This is a genomic window from Kribbella sp. NPDC004875, assembly GCF_042873375.1.
GTDB lineage: Bacteria > Actinomycetota > Actinomycetes > Propionibacteriales > Kribbellaceae > Kribbella.
In genome coordinates this window covers 889,936-904,170 of the sequence record NZ_JBIALI010000003.1, presented here as the reverse complement: position 1 = coordinate 904,170, position 14,235 = coordinate 889,936, and the positions used below count along the sequence as shown (strand labels likewise).

The following is a 14,235-nucleotide window of genomic DNA, read 5'->3' as shown; positions in this document are numbered from 1 at the left end:
GAGGAGGACCCCGAAATGGCTCGTTCGGTACGCCGCAAGCTCGGCCTGCTGACATCCGTTGTGATCCTGGTGGGCGCGGCGGGTTGTGGTGGTGGCTTCAGCGACACCAAGGGTGCTGCCGGTGACAGCACCGGCGAAGTACGGATGCTCGTCAACATCACCCCCAACCTCACGAAGAGCTATTGGGAGGGCCTGGTCAAGCCCTTCGAGGATGCCAACCCGGGCGTCGACGTGAAGATCGAGGCGCCGACCGGTTCCGGCGTGAAGGACACGTTGCCGCAGCTGCTCGCGGCCGGCAACGCGCCGGATGTCGTCGAGACGCTGATGGCCGACAAGGTGCTGGCGCCGCAGATGCTGGACCTGACCGACCAGGCGTGGACCAAGGACACGCCGCTGGCCGAGCAGGCCGCAGTCGACGGCAAGGTCTACACCGTCGGCGTCGGCCAGCAGGCGCAGTCGCTGGTGTTCTACAACAAGGACGCGTTCGCCAAGGCCGGTATCACCGCGCCGCCGAAGGACCTGGACGAGCTGACCGCCGCCATGGGCAAGCTGAAGGCCGCCGGCTACCTGCCGCTGCAGACCGCCGGCGACTACGTGACCGGCCTGCAGTTGCTGGAGCTCAGCGACCCGTCGATCGCGACCGAGCACCCGGACTGGTACCAGAAGGTCAACGCCAAGCAGCTGAAGATCGGCGACACCATGCTGCCGCTGCTGGAGCGCTACGAGTCCTGGATCAAGAACGGGTACGTAGACAAGAACGCGCTGGGTCTGAAGGATGTCGGCGCGCAGACCAACTTCCTGTCCGGCAAGGCCGGCCTGTACATCATGGGCAGCTGGTTCGTCCGGACCGCCGACGACGCGAAGCCGAAGTTCGACCTCGGGGTGTTCGCGGCGCCGCCGGCCGCCGGTCAGCCGTCACCCGGTCCGCAGGGCGTCACGATGGCCGCGCCGTACATGGTGCTGAAGTCGACCAAGCAGCGGGACCTCTCGGTGAAGCTGGTGCAGTGGCTGGTCACCGACAAGGGTGCGGTGCAGAGTCAGCTCGCCCAGGACGGCAACTTCCGCAAGGGCTACACCGACAAGCTGTCGCCGCTCGGCAAGCAGGTGCAGGACATCCTCGACCAGGCGCCGAAGCAGGTCGCCCAGGGCGAGGGGTACGGCGCGAACACGCTGCCGCAGGGCTTCAACGGTGAGTGGAACAAGGCGGTCCAGAGCCTCTACACGGGGAAGAGCGCGAAGGACGTCGCCACTCGCATCGACAGCTGGATGGGCTCGAAATCGTGAGAGCCCGTCTGACGACCCTCAGTATGGTCGGCCCGGCCCTGGTGCTGTTCGTCGTCATGCTGGTCGTCCCGGTCTGTCTGTCGCTCTACCTCAGCCTGACCGACTGGGACGGCTACAGCGCGAATCCGGCGTTCGTGGGGCTCAAGAACTACGTGAACCTGACGCACAGCGCCGAGGCGATCAGGGCGGGCTGGGTGACGCTTCTGATCGCCGCGGTCGGCACCGTCCTGCTCAGCGTGCTGGGACTCGGGTTTGCCCTGCTGGTGAACGGTGCGTCCCGGCTGAATGCACTGTTCCGCATCGTGCTCTTCTACCCGCACGTGCTCAGCGCACTGGTCGTCGGCTTCCTGTGGAGCGCCGTCCTGGGTACGTCGGGAGTCGTCAACGGCTGGCTGACGTCAAAGGGTGCCGACGTACTGCCGTTCCTGTCTGATCCGAAGTGGGCGCTGGCGAGTCTGATCGCCGTACTGGTGTGGGCCGGGTTCGGTGTGAACGTGGTGCTGTACCTGGCGGGGCTGCAGACGGTGTCGAAGGACCTGCTCGAGGCGGCGCGGATCGACGGCGCCTCCAAGCGGCAGACGTTCTTCAACGTGACGTTGCCGGCGCTGGCGCCGGTGGTGACGGTGAATCTGGTGCTGTCGCTGGTGACGCTGCTGAAGACGTACGACCTGGTGGTGTCGCTGACAGGTGGTGGACCGGCCGGGTCCACGCAGACGGCGGCGTACCTGATCCTGTGGGATTCGTTCCACAACAACGCACTCGGGTTCGGCTCGGCGCAGAGCGTCGTACTGATGGTCATCACGGCCGGACTCGCCCTGACCGTCGCGCGGCTGCGAGCGCGCGCTGACCAAGGAGTGCAGGTATGAGCGCGCTCCGGATGCCCAGAGTGGCGACTCTGCAGTTGAAACCGCTGAAGAGCAAGGGCTGGGGACGCATCGCGTTCATGGTCGTCGTCAGCGTGCTGATGCTGGTGCCGATGTACCTGCTGGTCGTCAGCGCGTTCAAGTCGCAGCAGGACATCCTGGCGCACCCGTTCTCGCTCTCGCCGGACCAGCTGACCACGGAGTACCTGAAGAAGGCCGCGACCAACCCCGACTTCAACATCGGAAAGGGGTACGCCGTCACGATCCTGTTCGTGGTCTCGGTGAACGTACTGTCCGTGGCGCTCGCCGGCCCGGTGTCGTACGTGATCGCGCGGCGCAGCGAACGCCGGTACCGGATGCTCCTGCTGTTGTTCGTGGCCGGGACGTTCATCCCCAGCCAGGTGCTGGTGATCCCGGTGGTCTACACGCTGAAGTTCCTCGGCCTGATGGGCACGATCCCCGGGTTCGTGCTGTTCGAGACCACGCTGACGCTGCCGTTCTCGATCTTCCTGTACGCCGGGTACATCATGACGGTCCCGGCCAGCCTGGACGAGGCGGCGGCGGTCGACGGAGCCGGGAAGCACCGGGTGTTCTGGTCGATCGTGTTCCCGCTGATGAAGCCGGCCGTGGTGACGATGGTCATCCTGAACACGTTCTCGGTCTGGAACGACTTCGTGAACCCGCAGATCATCCTCGGCCCGGGCAGCGGTCTCTACACGGTCACCACCGGCGTGTACGCCGCGGTGAGCCAGTACTCCACCGACTACACGGTGGTCTTCCCGACGCTGCTGCTCGCGGTGGCTCCGTTGCTGGTGCTCTTCGTGCTGCTCCAGAAGCACGTGATCAGCGGCCTGACCGCAGGAGCGACCAAGGGATGAACCAACCGATCATTGCGGAAACTCCGGTCGGCAAGCCGCCCGCCTGGGCGATCATGCAGCGCCGCCTGTTCGACGTGATGGACGAGGGCTGGTGGCTGTTCCGCGAGCGCTACTGCCTCCCGGACGGCAGCCTGCGGTACGCCGGTCCGATGCAGAGCCGCGACGGCGCGGACGACTTCTACGAGGCCTTCGTGAACTGGCCGGTGCTGTACCAGCTCGGCGGCGCGGACGACCTGATCGACGTGTCGAAGTGGCACTGGGAAGGCGTCACACGGCAGCTCACCGAGATGGGCTTCCTGGTCGACGAGTTCGAGCGTGGGTACGACTGGTTCCACATCGGCGAGTCGATGATCTTCTTCTACTCGCTGTGCGCGGCCGACCCGGCCGACGAGGTGTTCCGCGACCGCGCCTACCGGTTCGCCGAGCTCTACCTGCCGGGTTCACCGGCCGGCAACTACGATCCGGCGACCCGGACGATCCGCGCACCGCACAACGGCGCGGGCGGTCCGCGTTGGGGGATCAACGACGAGTGGCGCACGTTCGGCGCCAACCAGGCGAAGATGTCGATCTTCGGGCTGCCGCTGTCCGGCGTGCCCGGCATCAACAGCTGGGACGATCTGAAGGATCCCGCGAACGCCGACCTGATGGGCGCGGAGATGATCCGCCGACTCGGTGCTGGTGACACCGCAGTCAACCTCGCGGCGACCAGTCTGACCGCGAACGCCTGGCTCTACGACCACAGCGACCGGTTCGCCGCCTGGACGCTGGAGTACCTGGACGCGTGGCAGGAGCGGGCCGAGGCGAACGGCGGTCTGCTGCCGGACAACGTCGGCCCGAACGGCATCGTCGGCGAGCTGCATGACGGACGCTGGTACGGCGGCAACTACGGCTGGAACTGGCCGCACGGTGTGTACAGCGTCGGTTCGGCCGCGTGCGTCGCGGCGCTGAACGGCGTCGTACTGACCGGTGACTCGAAGCGGCTGGACTTCGCACGGCGATTGCTGGACCACCTGTACGAGCGCGGCATCAGTGGTGCCGTCGACGAGACAGAGCTGAGCATCCGGGACCGTTGGGAGGCTGAGCTCGGCGAGGACTGCGCCAACCCGACTCTGCTGATCCCGAACCGGCACAACGACGAGGGCTGGTTCGACTACCAGCCACCGCAGCTCGGACTGCCGATGTGGTTGTGGCAGGCAGCCTTCGACTCCGCGGACCGCGACCGCTTGACCAAGCTGCGGGAGCGCAGTGGCTACGACTGGCGTACGGTCCGCGACTTCCGCAACAAAGAGGACGCCGGCCACGAGGCCCCGTGGCTCGCCTACCTGGCCGGGGACAACCCCAGCTACCCGGAGGAGATGCTGGGCGTCGCACTGTCGCAGGTACAGCGACGGATGGACCTGATGGCCGTCGACACCGTCGACCCGGCCGAGATGAACATCCACCACTGGCAACGGCACAACCCGGTCGCCACCGAGGCCCTGCTCCAGCTGACCACGGGCACGCCGCAGCTGCTGTACAACGGCGGTCTGCTGCCGATGCGCGTCCTGTACCTCGACGCGGACCGCGGCCGTCCCGGTCTGCCACCTGACGTCGCCGCACTGGTCGACACCGTGGAGCCGGACCGGACCGGACTGCAGCTGGTCAACCTGTCCGCGACGCAGACCCGCCGCGTGATCGTCCAGGCCGGCAGCTTCGGCACGGACCGCATCGACGAGGCCACCGTGACCACCGCGAGCGGCGAGTACCCCGGACCGTCACCGGCGTACACATCGGCGCCGACCACGCCGGGGAGCCGGACGGTGGTTGTCGACAGCAACAGACTCGAAGTGACGATGCCGCCCGGCCGGACCATCCGACTGGACCTGCGACTGACCAGAAACACCTATCGCGCCGCCCATCTGGCGCTTGGCCACAACAGTTACTGAGGAGACATATGAGCAGCACGGAACAAGCCCCGGTGACGCCGGTCTGGGATCTCCCGGTGCGTGGCGAGAACCCGCCCGCATCGGATCCCGGTCTGGTCGAGCGGCTGTCCGCGATCGGGTCGGCCACCGCCTGCGCCCGGTTGCACAACCAGGGCATCCGCCGGACCTTCGTCGACGGTCCGACCAGCATGTTCCCCGGCAAGAAGGTGGTCGGCCGTGCGCTGACCCTGCAGTTCATGCCGCAACGTGAGGACATCGCCGACGGGCAGACCCAGGAGTACATCGAGCGCAGTACGGCGCTGTGGGCCGTGCTCGACGAGATCCAGCCCGGCGACGTCCTGGTGGTCCAGGCCTACGGCAGCCACACCACCGGCTGCTTCGGGGACATGCTGGTCCGCTACTTCAAGCTCCGCGGCGGCGCGGGCATCGTGGTCGACGGCCGGATCCGCGACGTACCCCGGGTGTCCGAGCTCGACGTACCGATCTGGTCGACCGGCGCCACCCCGCACTACGCGTCCCAGTCCGAGCTGTTCCCGTGGGCGTACAACGTCCCGGTGGCGGTGGGCGGCGTCCTGACGCTGCCCGGTGACCTGGTGCTCGCCGACGACGACGGCGCCGTCGTCGTCCCCAGGCAGCGTGCGCAGTCCGTCGTCGACGCGGCGGCCGAGCACGACGCCTGGGAGAAGTTCAGCCGGCGGCGGATCGACGAGGGCGCCCCGCTGCGTGACTACTACCCCCTGACCGAGAAGACCCGTCTCGAGTACGAGCGCTGGCGCAGCCAGAACGGCAACGCCGGCGACTGACCTCCCCGAGAGAGGACCCCGCCCGAAATGTCCAACAGAACCAGGCGTACGGCGTTCAGCGTCGGCGCCGGGGTGGTCGCGGCTGCCCTGGTGACCGTCGCGGCCGTCCAGCTCAACGCCCAGCCCGCAGGTGCCGTCGACTGCCAGACCTTCTGGGTCGCGACGAGCGGTGACGACGCCGCCAAGGGCACCGAGAAGGACCCGTGGAAGACCGTCACCCGGGCCCGCGACGAGATCCGGGACAAGCACCTCAACGACCGGATGAACTGTGACATCACCGTCAACCTGAAGGCCGGCGACTACCCGGTCTCGTCGACCATCGACCTCGACCAGCGCGACTCCGGGAAGAACGGCCACCGGGTCATCTACCGCAGTGTCGACGGCCCCGGCAAGGCGAACCTCCAGGGTGCCGAGGAGATCACCGACTGGGAGCCGTACAAGGACGGTATCTACAAGGCCAAGGTGGACGCGTCGAAGCCGTTCTACACGCTGTTCGAGGACGGCAAGCGCGCCACCAACGCCCGCTACCCGAATCGGGCGGCCGCCGACACGTGGTCGCCGTACCTGACGTCGATCCTCTACGAAGAGGACAAGATGGACGTCCACAACTGGCTGTGGGGCAAGCCTGGTGACTGGGATCCCAGCTGGGACATGAGCCAGGCGTCGGTGACGATCTGGTCTGGTGGCTCCTGGTCGTGGTTCACCGACACCATTCCGCTGCTCGACACCAACTTCAAGAAGACCCAGACCACGCTGAAGTACTGGACCCGCTATGCGATGGTCAACAGCCGTGGCGGCTCGCGCTACTACTTCCAGAACTCACTGAGCTTCCTGGACCAGCCGGGGGAGTACTACCTCGACTACAAGGCCGGTGAGGTCTACTACAAGCCGCTGGCCGGCACGATGGACGGCATCAAGGTACTGCGCCCCACGGTGAAGACCGTGCTCAACCTGGCCGGCAAGTCGCCTGAGGACCGGCTGAAGGACGTGACGTTCGACGGCATCGGTGTCCAGTACTCCGACTTCGTCAGCTGGTACCGCAACGGCTGGGTGGCCGGTGGCGACGCGGGTGACGAGCACAAGTACCCGGAGTACGACCGGCAGATCGAGATGCCGCGGAACCGGTTCGGTGCGATCACGCTGACCAACACGAGCAACATCGACCTGAGCCGGCTGCACCTGTCGGACACCGGCTTCACCGGCGTCTACCTGCTGTTCGCGAACGACCACACCAAGATCACCGACAGCCTGCTGGAGAACATCGGTGCCGACGGCATCAAGGTCGAGGGCGGGTGGCCGGGTGAAGGCGACCTGAGCAACCACCACACGATCTCGAACGTGTTCATCGACCACATCGGTGAGCTGGTCCCGGGTGACGCGTCCGGCGTCGAGCTGATGGACACCGGCAACAACACGGTCACCAACGTCGAGGTCAAGCACAGCGCCCGCTACGGCATCAGCCTGGAGTCGCGGCCGGAGGTCAAGGACGGCGACCAGTACGCGAGCGGCAACACGTTCAAGTACATCAAGCTCGAGCAGATGGGCCTGGACAGCGGCGACATGGGTGCGTTCTACACCTACGGCGTCGACAACCAGGAGCCGCACCCGGTCACGAACACCGTCGACCAGTTGGTGATCGGTGACGTCATCCCGGACCCGTCGATGCCGGACGCCGGCGGTACGCGGGGCGTGCACATGGACTCGGGTGGCTGCGGGTTCGCGTTCAGCAACGTGCAGGTCGGCCAGGTGACCGACCAGAAGTACCAGTCCTACAAGTGCAACGCGGTCAGCAACGTCGACTGGGAGACCGGCTTCGACAGCTCGAAGATGGAGTACGACAAGATCGGCGTCCTGCCCACCTTCCCGTACGACGTGACGGGCCGGTGACGCGGATGAAGCTCCTCGGCGGAGTGGTCATCGGAGTCGCGCTGGCAGTAGTAGGTGCGGGCACCGCCCTCGGCGCGGGACCGAAGAACGATGCCACCCGGTGTGACGCGTTGTGGGTCGCACCGGACGGCAGCGACCAGAGTCCGGGTACGGAGAAGAAGCCCTGGAAGACGGTCGAGCACGCCCGCGACACACTGCGGGTGCGCGGCCACGCCGGGTGCACCGCGGTGGTGAACCTGAAGGCCGGCACCTATCAGGTCGACCAGACGATCACCTTCGACGACCGCGACTCCGACGTGACCTACCGGAGCGTGGACGGGCCAGGCAAGGCCGTGTTCGAGGCGGGGCGGGAGGTGACCGGCTGGACGCCGTACAAGGACGGCATCTTCAAGACGCCGGTCGACGTCAGCCGGCCCTTCTACAGCCTGTACGCCGAAGGCAAGCGCGCCACCACCGCCCGGTACCCGAACCGGGCGTCCGACGAGAAGTGGGCGCCGTACCTGAAGTCGGTCCTGTTCGACTCGACCAAGGAGGCGGTGCACGACCAGCTCGGGTTCAACACCGGCGACATCGACCCGTCCTGGGACCTCCGCCTGGGTACGGCGTGGCCGGCGCAGGTGACCGTCTGGTCAGGCGGCTCGTGGTCCTGGTTCACCGACACGATCCCGATGCTCGACATCAACTTCACCAAGAAGCGGACCACGCTGGTCTACCCGGCGCGGTACGGCTTCATCAACTCCGGTGGCGGCTCGCGGTACTACGTACAGAACTCGCTGAGCCTGCTCGACCAGGCCGGTGAGTACTACCTCGACTACCCGGCGAAGACGCTGTACTACAAGCCGGCCGGCGGCACGATGGACGGTGTGAAGGTCTACCGGCCGACACAGACGCAGGTGTTCTCGATCGAGGGCGCATCGGTGAACCGGCGCGTGGAGAACCTGACCCTCGACGGCTTGACCATCCAGCACACCGACTTCATGGACTGGTACCGGTACGGCTGGAACGGGACCGGTGACTCGGGTGTCAAGCACAAGTACCCGAAGTACGACACCCAGATCGAGATGCCGCGCAACCAGTGGGGTGCGATCACCCTGACCAACACCCGCGGGGTGAAGCTGACCGGACTGCACCTGCAGCAGACCGGGTTCACCGCGATCGAGCTGCTGTTCGCGAACGAGCAGACCAAGGTCTCGGACAGCCTGCTCGAGCACATCGGCAACGACGGCATCAAGGTCGAGGGCGGGTATCCGGGTGAGGGTGACGTTGCCCATGGCAACACGTTCACGAACAACTACATCCACCACATCGGCGAGTTGGTGCCGGGTGACTCCGCAGGCGTCGAGATCATGAACAGCGGCGGCAACGAGGTCAGTCACACCGTGGTCGAACACGGCGCGCGGTACGGCATCAGCATCGAGTCCCGCCCGGAGATCCCGAACGCGGACAACTACACCGGCGGCAACACCGTGCACCATGTGCGGCTGTCGCACCTGGCGCAGGACAGCGGTGACACGGGTCCGTTCTACGCGTACGGCGTCCGCAACGAGCCGCCGTACACGCCGGACGCGCAGGTGTCGCAGCTGATCATCGACGACGCGAACGCCGACCCGTCGATGCCGGACGCGAAGCCATACGGGGTGCACATGGACTTCGGTGGCTGTGGCTTCGCGTTCTCGAATATCAAGGTGACGAACACCGAGAGCGATCCGTACCACGGGCCGTCCGCCGGACCGTGCGACACCTTCGCGAACGTCAGCTGGGAAGCCGGGTTCGACGACTCCAAGATGCAGTACGACCAGATCGGCGTGCTGCCTTCGTTCCCCTACGAGAAGCCCTAGAGAGTTCATGGATACCGAAAGGTTCAAGGGCAAGGTCGCGCTGATCACCGGAGCTGCCTCCGGGATCGGCGCGGCCGGCGCCCGCAGGATCGCCGCCGAGGGCGGCAGTGTGATCGTCTGTGACCGTTCCTTCGCCGCGGCCGAGCAGGTCGCGGCGGAGGTCGGTGGCCAGGCCTACGAACTGGACGTCACCGACCTGGACCGGACGCTCGAGGTCGTCAACGAGCTGGAGCGTGTCGACGTCCTGGTCAGTGCGGCCGGCGTGGACGTCTGTGACACCGTGCCGAACACGTCGCCGGACGAGTGGCGGACGATCCTCGACGTCGACCTGACCGGCGTCTACCACTCGTGCCGAGCCGTCCTGCCGCGGTTCCTCGCGCAGGGCGGCGGCGCGATCGTGACGATCTCGTCCGCGATCGGCACGGTCGGGGAGCGGAACAGATCGGCGTACTGCGCGGCGAAGGCCGGCGTGGAGAACCTGACCCGGGCGATGGCGCTCGACCACGGCCGGGCCGGCGTCCGGGCGAACTGTGTGGCACCGGGCCTCATCGACACGCCGCTGATCCGCAACGGCAAGGTCGGCGGCGCGGACGATCCGGGCGCGATGCAGGCGATGGTCGACCGGCACCACGCGCTCGGCCGGATCGGGCAGCCGGAGGAGGTCGCGGCCGCGATCGCGTTCCTGGCCAGTGACGATGCGTCGTTCATCACCGGCGCGGTGCTGCCGGTCGACGCGGGATGGACGGCGCAATGAGGATCCTCGGCGGTTACCGGGTGCTGGACCTGTCCGTGGCGATGGCCGGGCCGCTGGCGGCGATGCGACTCGGCGACCTCGGCGCGGACGTGGTCAAGGTCGAGCCGGTGTCGGGCGAGTGGCAGCGACACACGTCCGCGGGTGGTGCTGTCGGCAACGAGGTCAACGCGTCGTTCCTGTCGCTGAACCGCAACAAGCGCAGTCTGGCCGTGGACCTCAAGTCCGACGAGGGCCGTGAGCTCCTGTACGAGCTGGTGCGCACAGCGGATGTGTTCTTGCAGAACTACCGTCCTGGCGTGGCTGCCCGGCTGGGCGTCGACTACGAGACCCTGCGCGCACTGAAGCCGTCGCTGGTCTATGTCTCGATCTCCGGGTACGGCGAGAGTGGTCCGTACTCCGACTGGCCCGGACAGGACCTGTTGGTCCAGGCCATGAGCGGTGCGCTGTTCAGCTCCGGTCGACCGGACGAGCCGCCGGTCGCTGCGCCGTACTTCCTGGCCGACGCGGTTACGGCGTACAGCGCGTTCGAAGGGGTGTTAGCAGCTCTGCTGCACCGTGAGCGGACCGGTGAAGGACAGCTGGTCCAGGTGAACATGCTGGATGCGGTGATCGCCCTGCAGATGCAGGAGCTATCGGTACACACTGTTGGTGGTGTGCCGCAGACGCGGTCCGAGGAGGTCCACGCGCACAGCTACATCAGAGCGCCGTACGGGATCTTCACGACGTCCGACGGGTACATCTCGCTGGCGTTCGCAAACCTGCCGGTGCTGGCCGAGGTGCTGGACGCTCCGCAGCTCGCCGGACTGGACGCTGAGCGGGACGGGTTCGCACGGCGCGACGAGATTGCCGCAGCGGTGTCCACGGCGCTGCTGCGGGAGACGACCGAGCACTGGCTGCTCAAGCTGCGCGAACGTGGTGTCTGGTGCGGCCCGGTGCTCTCGTACGACGATCTGCGCACGGACCCGCAGGTGGTGCACAACGAGTCTTTCGTGACGTACGAGCACCCGACCGAAGGTACAGTGACAACGCCCGGGTTCCCGTACCGCTTCAGCCGGACGCCGGCCGAGGTGGACCGACCGGCGCCGCTGATCGGTGAGCACACCGATGAGCTGCTGGCCGAGCTCGGACTGTCGCCGGCGAAACGACAGGCCCTGTTCGACCGGGGCGCGGTGGTAGCGCCGTGACCGTGCTCTTACGGGGCCTGACGTGGGATCACCCGCGGGGTTATCGGCCGCTGCAGGAGTTCTCGCACCCGGATGTCGAGGTGGAGTGGGACCGGCAGCCGTTGTCAGGCTTTGAGTCCACACCGCTCGAGGAGCTGGCCGGCCGCTACGACCTGCTCGTCATCGACCACCCGGGGCTGGGCGCGGCGATCGAGGCCGGGGCGTTGCTCCCGGTCGAGGATGTGTTCTCTGCGGACGACCTGGCGACCTGGCGGGCGCGGGCGGTGCCGCCGACGTGGGAGAGCTATCAGCTGGAGGGGCACGGGTGGGCGCTCCCACTCGACGCTGCGACGCAGACGTGCATCTACCGGCCGGACCGGTTGGCTACGCCGCCGGCGTCCTGGTCCGACGTGTTGGAGCTGCCCGGGGTGGTGCTGTGCGTCGCCGGACCGCACGCCGGTCTGATGCTGCTGGGCATGGCGGGAGACCGCACCGGTACGCGACTCCTCGACCGGGAGCGTGCTGTCGCCGCACTGGAGGTGCTGCGTGCGGTCTGGTCTTCCAGTGAGCAGTCGTTCGCAGAGCTTGACCCGATCGGCATCCACGAGCTGTTGGGTACGGGGGAACTCAAGTGCTGCCCGCTGGTCTACAGCTACGCCTACTACGGCCGGCCGGCCGATGACCGGGCCGCGCTGGCGTGGTCCGCTGCGCCTCGGCTGCTCGCTCGAGACTCCGTCGGCAACGGCACCCTCGGTGGGACCGGTCTGGCGGTGACGCCGCGGGCCTACTCGAAGGTCCTGGCGGTGACGAAGTACACGCGCGGTCTGCTCGATGTACGGACGCAGCTGGAGTTGGTGTCCGCGGTCGGTGGGCAGTCCGCGACCACGGCGGTCTGGGAGTCGCCGGCGGTCGACGACGCGTGGAACGGGCACTACTCCGCGACGCTCGGGACCGTGCGGGCGTCGTACGTCCGGCCGCGGTTCGACGGGTGGATCGGGTTCCAGGACGAGCTGTCCGAGCGGGTGCGGGAGTTGCTGGACGACGACGAAGATCCGGCCGCCGCGGTGGACCGGATCGAGGACGACTACCGGAAGGTGCGCGATGGCTGACGACGCTGGGGAGGGGCGGATCCGCTTCGAGCAGGACGGGTACGTCGGCCTGCTGATCCTCGACCGTCCCGCGAAACTGAACGCGGCCACCCGGTCGATGAGTACCGAACTGCTCGAGCTGATTCCCCGTATCGACGAGGACCCGTCGATCCGCGCGGTCGTGGTGACCGGCGCCGGCGAGCGCGCGTTCTCGGTCGGCAGCGACATCGGCGAACTCGACCGGTACGACGGCCCGTGGCACTTCCGGAACCGGCGCGACTACTGCGACGCCCTGCGCTCGCTACGCACTCCCGTGATCGCCGCGGTCAACGGTTACGCGTACGGCGGCGGGCTGGAGTTGGCGTTGTCGTGTGACATCCGGCTGGCCTCGTCGACGGCGAGTTTCGCGGCCGCGGAGATCAAGCTCGGCTGGATCGGCGGCGGGGGAGTGACGGCGCTGCTCGCGGCCTCGGTACCGGCGAGTGACGCGGCGACGATGCTGCTGACCGGGGACCCGATCGATGCCGTCGAGGCGTTGCGGATCGGGTTGGTCAGCAAGATCGTGGGCGCCGGCGAGTTGTTGCCCGCCGCAACCGAGATCGCACACCGGATCGCCGCCCGCCCGCCGGTCGCGGCCGCCGCGGCCAAGGCGAACCTGCGAGCGGCCTGGTCGATGGGGCTGGAGGCGGCCATCCAGTACGAGCGCGAGCTGCAGGCCGTTGCCCTGGGCACCCGTGACGCCGCCGAGGGACGAGCGGCCTTCGCGGAACGGCGTACCGGAAACTTCGAAGGACGGTGAGGACGTGCCGGTCGAGATCGCACCCGGGATCCACCAGCTCGCGACGGACTATCCGCACGTGTGCGGACTGCCGCTCTGGCTGCACGTGATCGACGCGGGATCCGAACTGGTGCTGCTGGACGCGGGCATCGCGTCGACCCCGGAGTCCACGACCGCGCCGGAGTTGGCGGCCCTCGGACTCGGGCTGCCGGATCTGACGTTGGTGGTGAACAGTCACGCGCATCCCGATCACATGGGCGGGAACGCCGTACTGCAGAAGCACAGCGGGGCGCGGTTCGCGGCGCCGGCGTTGGAGGCCGGGTGGCTCGAGGACAACGATCGGTTGCTGGCCGAGCTGTGGGGCTCGGACCCGGACGCGCTGGAGCTGACCGAGGCCGAGCGGTCGGAGTTGCTCGAGATGCTCGACGACCGGGTCCGCATCGACGTGATGCTGCGGGACGGGGACCGGCTGCCGGGTGATCGGCCGCTGCAGGTGATCACGACGAGCGGCCACAGCCCGGGGCACATCGCCGTACTGGACGAACCTTCGCGAACACTTTTCACTTTCGACGACGTGCAGGGGCGTGGACGCCCGTACCTCGACAGCTCGGTGTGGCTCGCGCCGCTGTACACCGATGTCGTTCGGTATACCAACGGACTGCGCAGGCTGCTCGACCTGGACTTCGACGCGCTCGTGCCGTCGCACGGCGACGCGCTGGACGCGACCGCCGGGCGCCAGCAGATCGAGGACAGCCTGGCCTGGGTCGACGACGTGAACACCCTGACCGCGGACCTGCTCCGCGCGAGAGGTTCGCTGACTGTCCGTGACCTGGCCGGTGCCATCGGCACCGACCTCGGGGCGTACGGCGGCGTCAATCTGCAGACCGTCCGGATGGCCCGGGCGCACCTCGAACACCTCGCCCAGCGGGGTGCTGCCGAGCCCCGCTGGCATCACCGCGGCTGATCCCGACGCC

Annotated in this window: 12 protein-coding genes; all 12 read left to right on the top strand. The window is 67.6% G+C overall.

Going from position 1 to position 14,235, the window contains the following annotated elements; genetic code table 11:
* The first annotated feature begins 15 nt into the window (after positions 1–15).
* From ACFYRH_RS21485 to ACFYRH_RS21430, 12 genes are read left to right on the top strand one after another with little or no spacing between them, the layout of a single operon-like run.
* The gene (locus ACFYRH_RS21485) at positions 16–1,284 is read left to right on the top strand and encodes an ABC transporter substrate-binding protein (protein WP_387777771.1); all 1,269 of its coding nucleotides are present in this window, start codon (positions 16–18) and stop codon (positions 1,282–1,284) included.
* The gene (locus ACFYRH_RS21480; protein ID WP_387777768.1) at positions 1,281–2,150 is read left to right on the top strand and encodes a carbohydrate ABC transporter permease; all 870 of its coding nucleotides are present in this window, start codon (positions 1,281–1,283) and stop codon (positions 2,148–2,150) included. The genes ACFYRH_RS21485 and ACFYRH_RS21480 overlap by 4 nt, the downstream gene beginning before the upstream one ends.
* Positions 2,147–3,025 carry a carbohydrate ABC transporter permease gene (locus ACFYRH_RS21475; RefSeq protein ID WP_387777765.1) on the top strand — a complete coding sequence of 293 codons (879 nt, stop codon included), beginning with the start codon at positions 2,147–2,149 and terminating at the stop codon, positions 3,023–3,025. The genes ACFYRH_RS21480 and ACFYRH_RS21475 overlap by 4 nt, the downstream gene beginning before the upstream one ends.
* Positions 3,022–4,950 (top strand): hypothetical protein, encoded by a 1,929-nt coding sequence (locus tag ACFYRH_RS21470; RefSeq protein ID WP_387777762.1) that lies wholly within the window; start codon positions 3,022–3,024, stop codon positions 4,948–4,950. Before ACFYRH_RS21475 ends, ACFYRH_RS21470 begins: the two co-directional genes overlap by 4 nt.
* Before the next feature lie 8 nt (positions 4,951–4,958).
* Positions 4,959–5,753 (top strand): hypothetical protein, encoded by a 795-nt coding sequence (locus ACFYRH_RS21465; protein ID WP_387777759.1) that lies wholly within the window; start codon positions 4,959–4,961, stop codon positions 5,751–5,753.
* Between the two features lie 27 nt (positions 5,754–5,780).
* A complete protein-coding gene (locus tag ACFYRH_RS21460) occupies positions 5,781–7,640 on the top strand; it encodes a right-handed parallel beta-helix repeat-containing protein (protein WP_387777756.1) in 1,860 nt (619 codons plus the stop codon).
* 5 nt (positions 7,641–7,645) lie between these two features.
* Positions 7,646–9,478: a right-handed parallel beta-helix repeat-containing protein gene (locus ACFYRH_RS21455; RefSeq protein WP_387777753.1), complete on the top strand. Its 1,833-nt coding sequence runs from the start codon at positions 7,646–7,648 to the stop codon at positions 9,476–9,478.
* A gap of 7 nt (positions 9,479–9,485) precedes the next feature.
* Positions 9,486–10,232, top strand: coding sequence for an SDR family NAD(P)-dependent oxidoreductase (locus ACFYRH_RS21450; protein ID WP_387777750.1), 747 nt, complete (start codon positions 9,486–9,488; stop codon positions 10,230–10,232).
* Entirely contained in the window at positions 10,229–11,416 is a 1,188-nt protein-coding gene (locus ACFYRH_RS21445; protein ID WP_387777747.1) for a CaiB/BaiF CoA transferase family protein, read from the top strand. The genes ACFYRH_RS21450 and ACFYRH_RS21445 overlap by 4 nt, the downstream gene beginning before the upstream one ends.
* A complete protein-coding gene (locus ACFYRH_RS21440) occupies positions 11,413–12,504 on the top strand; it encodes an extracellular solute-binding protein (protein ID WP_387777744.1) in 1,092 nt (363 codons plus the stop codon). The genes ACFYRH_RS21445 and ACFYRH_RS21440 overlap by 4 nt, the downstream gene beginning before the upstream one ends.
* The gene (locus ACFYRH_RS21435; RefSeq protein WP_387777741.1) at positions 12,497–13,282 is read left to right on the top strand and encodes an enoyl-CoA hydratase/isomerase family protein; all 786 of its coding nucleotides are present in this window, start codon (positions 12,497–12,499) and stop codon (positions 13,280–13,282) included. The genes ACFYRH_RS21440 and ACFYRH_RS21435 overlap by 8 nt, the downstream gene beginning before the upstream one ends.
* A 4-nt stretch (positions 13,283–13,286) precedes the next feature.
* A complete protein-coding gene (locus ACFYRH_RS21430; protein WP_387777738.1) occupies positions 13,287–14,225 on the top strand; it encodes an MBL fold metallo-hydrolase in 939 nt (312 codons plus the stop codon).
* Positions 14,226–14,235 lie beyond the last annotated feature (10 nt).

Coding starts and splice junctions, on each gene's coding strand:
- ACFYRH_RS21485 (WP_387777771.1), top strand. CDS start 16: ATGGCTCGTTCGGTACGCCGCAAGCTCGGCCTGCTGACATCCGTTGTG.
- ACFYRH_RS21475 (WP_387777765.1), top strand. CDS start 2,147: ATGAGCGCGCTCCGGATGCCCAGAGTGGCGACTCTGCAGTTGAAACCG.
- ACFYRH_RS21470 (WP_387777762.1), top strand. CDS start 3,022: ATGAACCAACCGATCATTGCGGAAACTCCGGTCGGCAAGCCGCCCGCC.
- ACFYRH_RS21465 (WP_387777759.1), top strand. CDS start 4,959: ATGAGCAGCACGGAACAAGCCCCGGTGACGCCGGTCTGGGATCTCCCG.
- ACFYRH_RS21460 (WP_387777756.1), top strand. CDS start 5,781: ATGTCCAACAGAACCAGGCGTACGGCGTTCAGCGTCGGCGCCGGGGTG.
- ACFYRH_RS21455 (WP_387777753.1), top strand. CDS start 7,646: ATGAAGCTCCTCGGCGGAGTGGTCATCGGAGTCGCGCTGGCAGTAGTA.
- ACFYRH_RS21450 (WP_387777750.1), top strand. CDS start 9,486: ATGGATACCGAAAGGTTCAAGGGCAAGGTCGCGCTGATCACCGGAGCT.
- ACFYRH_RS21445 (WP_387777747.1), top strand. CDS start 10,229: ATGAGGATCCTCGGCGGTTACCGGGTGCTGGACCTGTCCGTGGCGATG.
- ACFYRH_RS21435 (WP_387777741.1), top strand. CDS start 12,497: ATGGCTGACGACGCTGGGGAGGGGCGGATCCGCTTCGAGCAGGACGGG.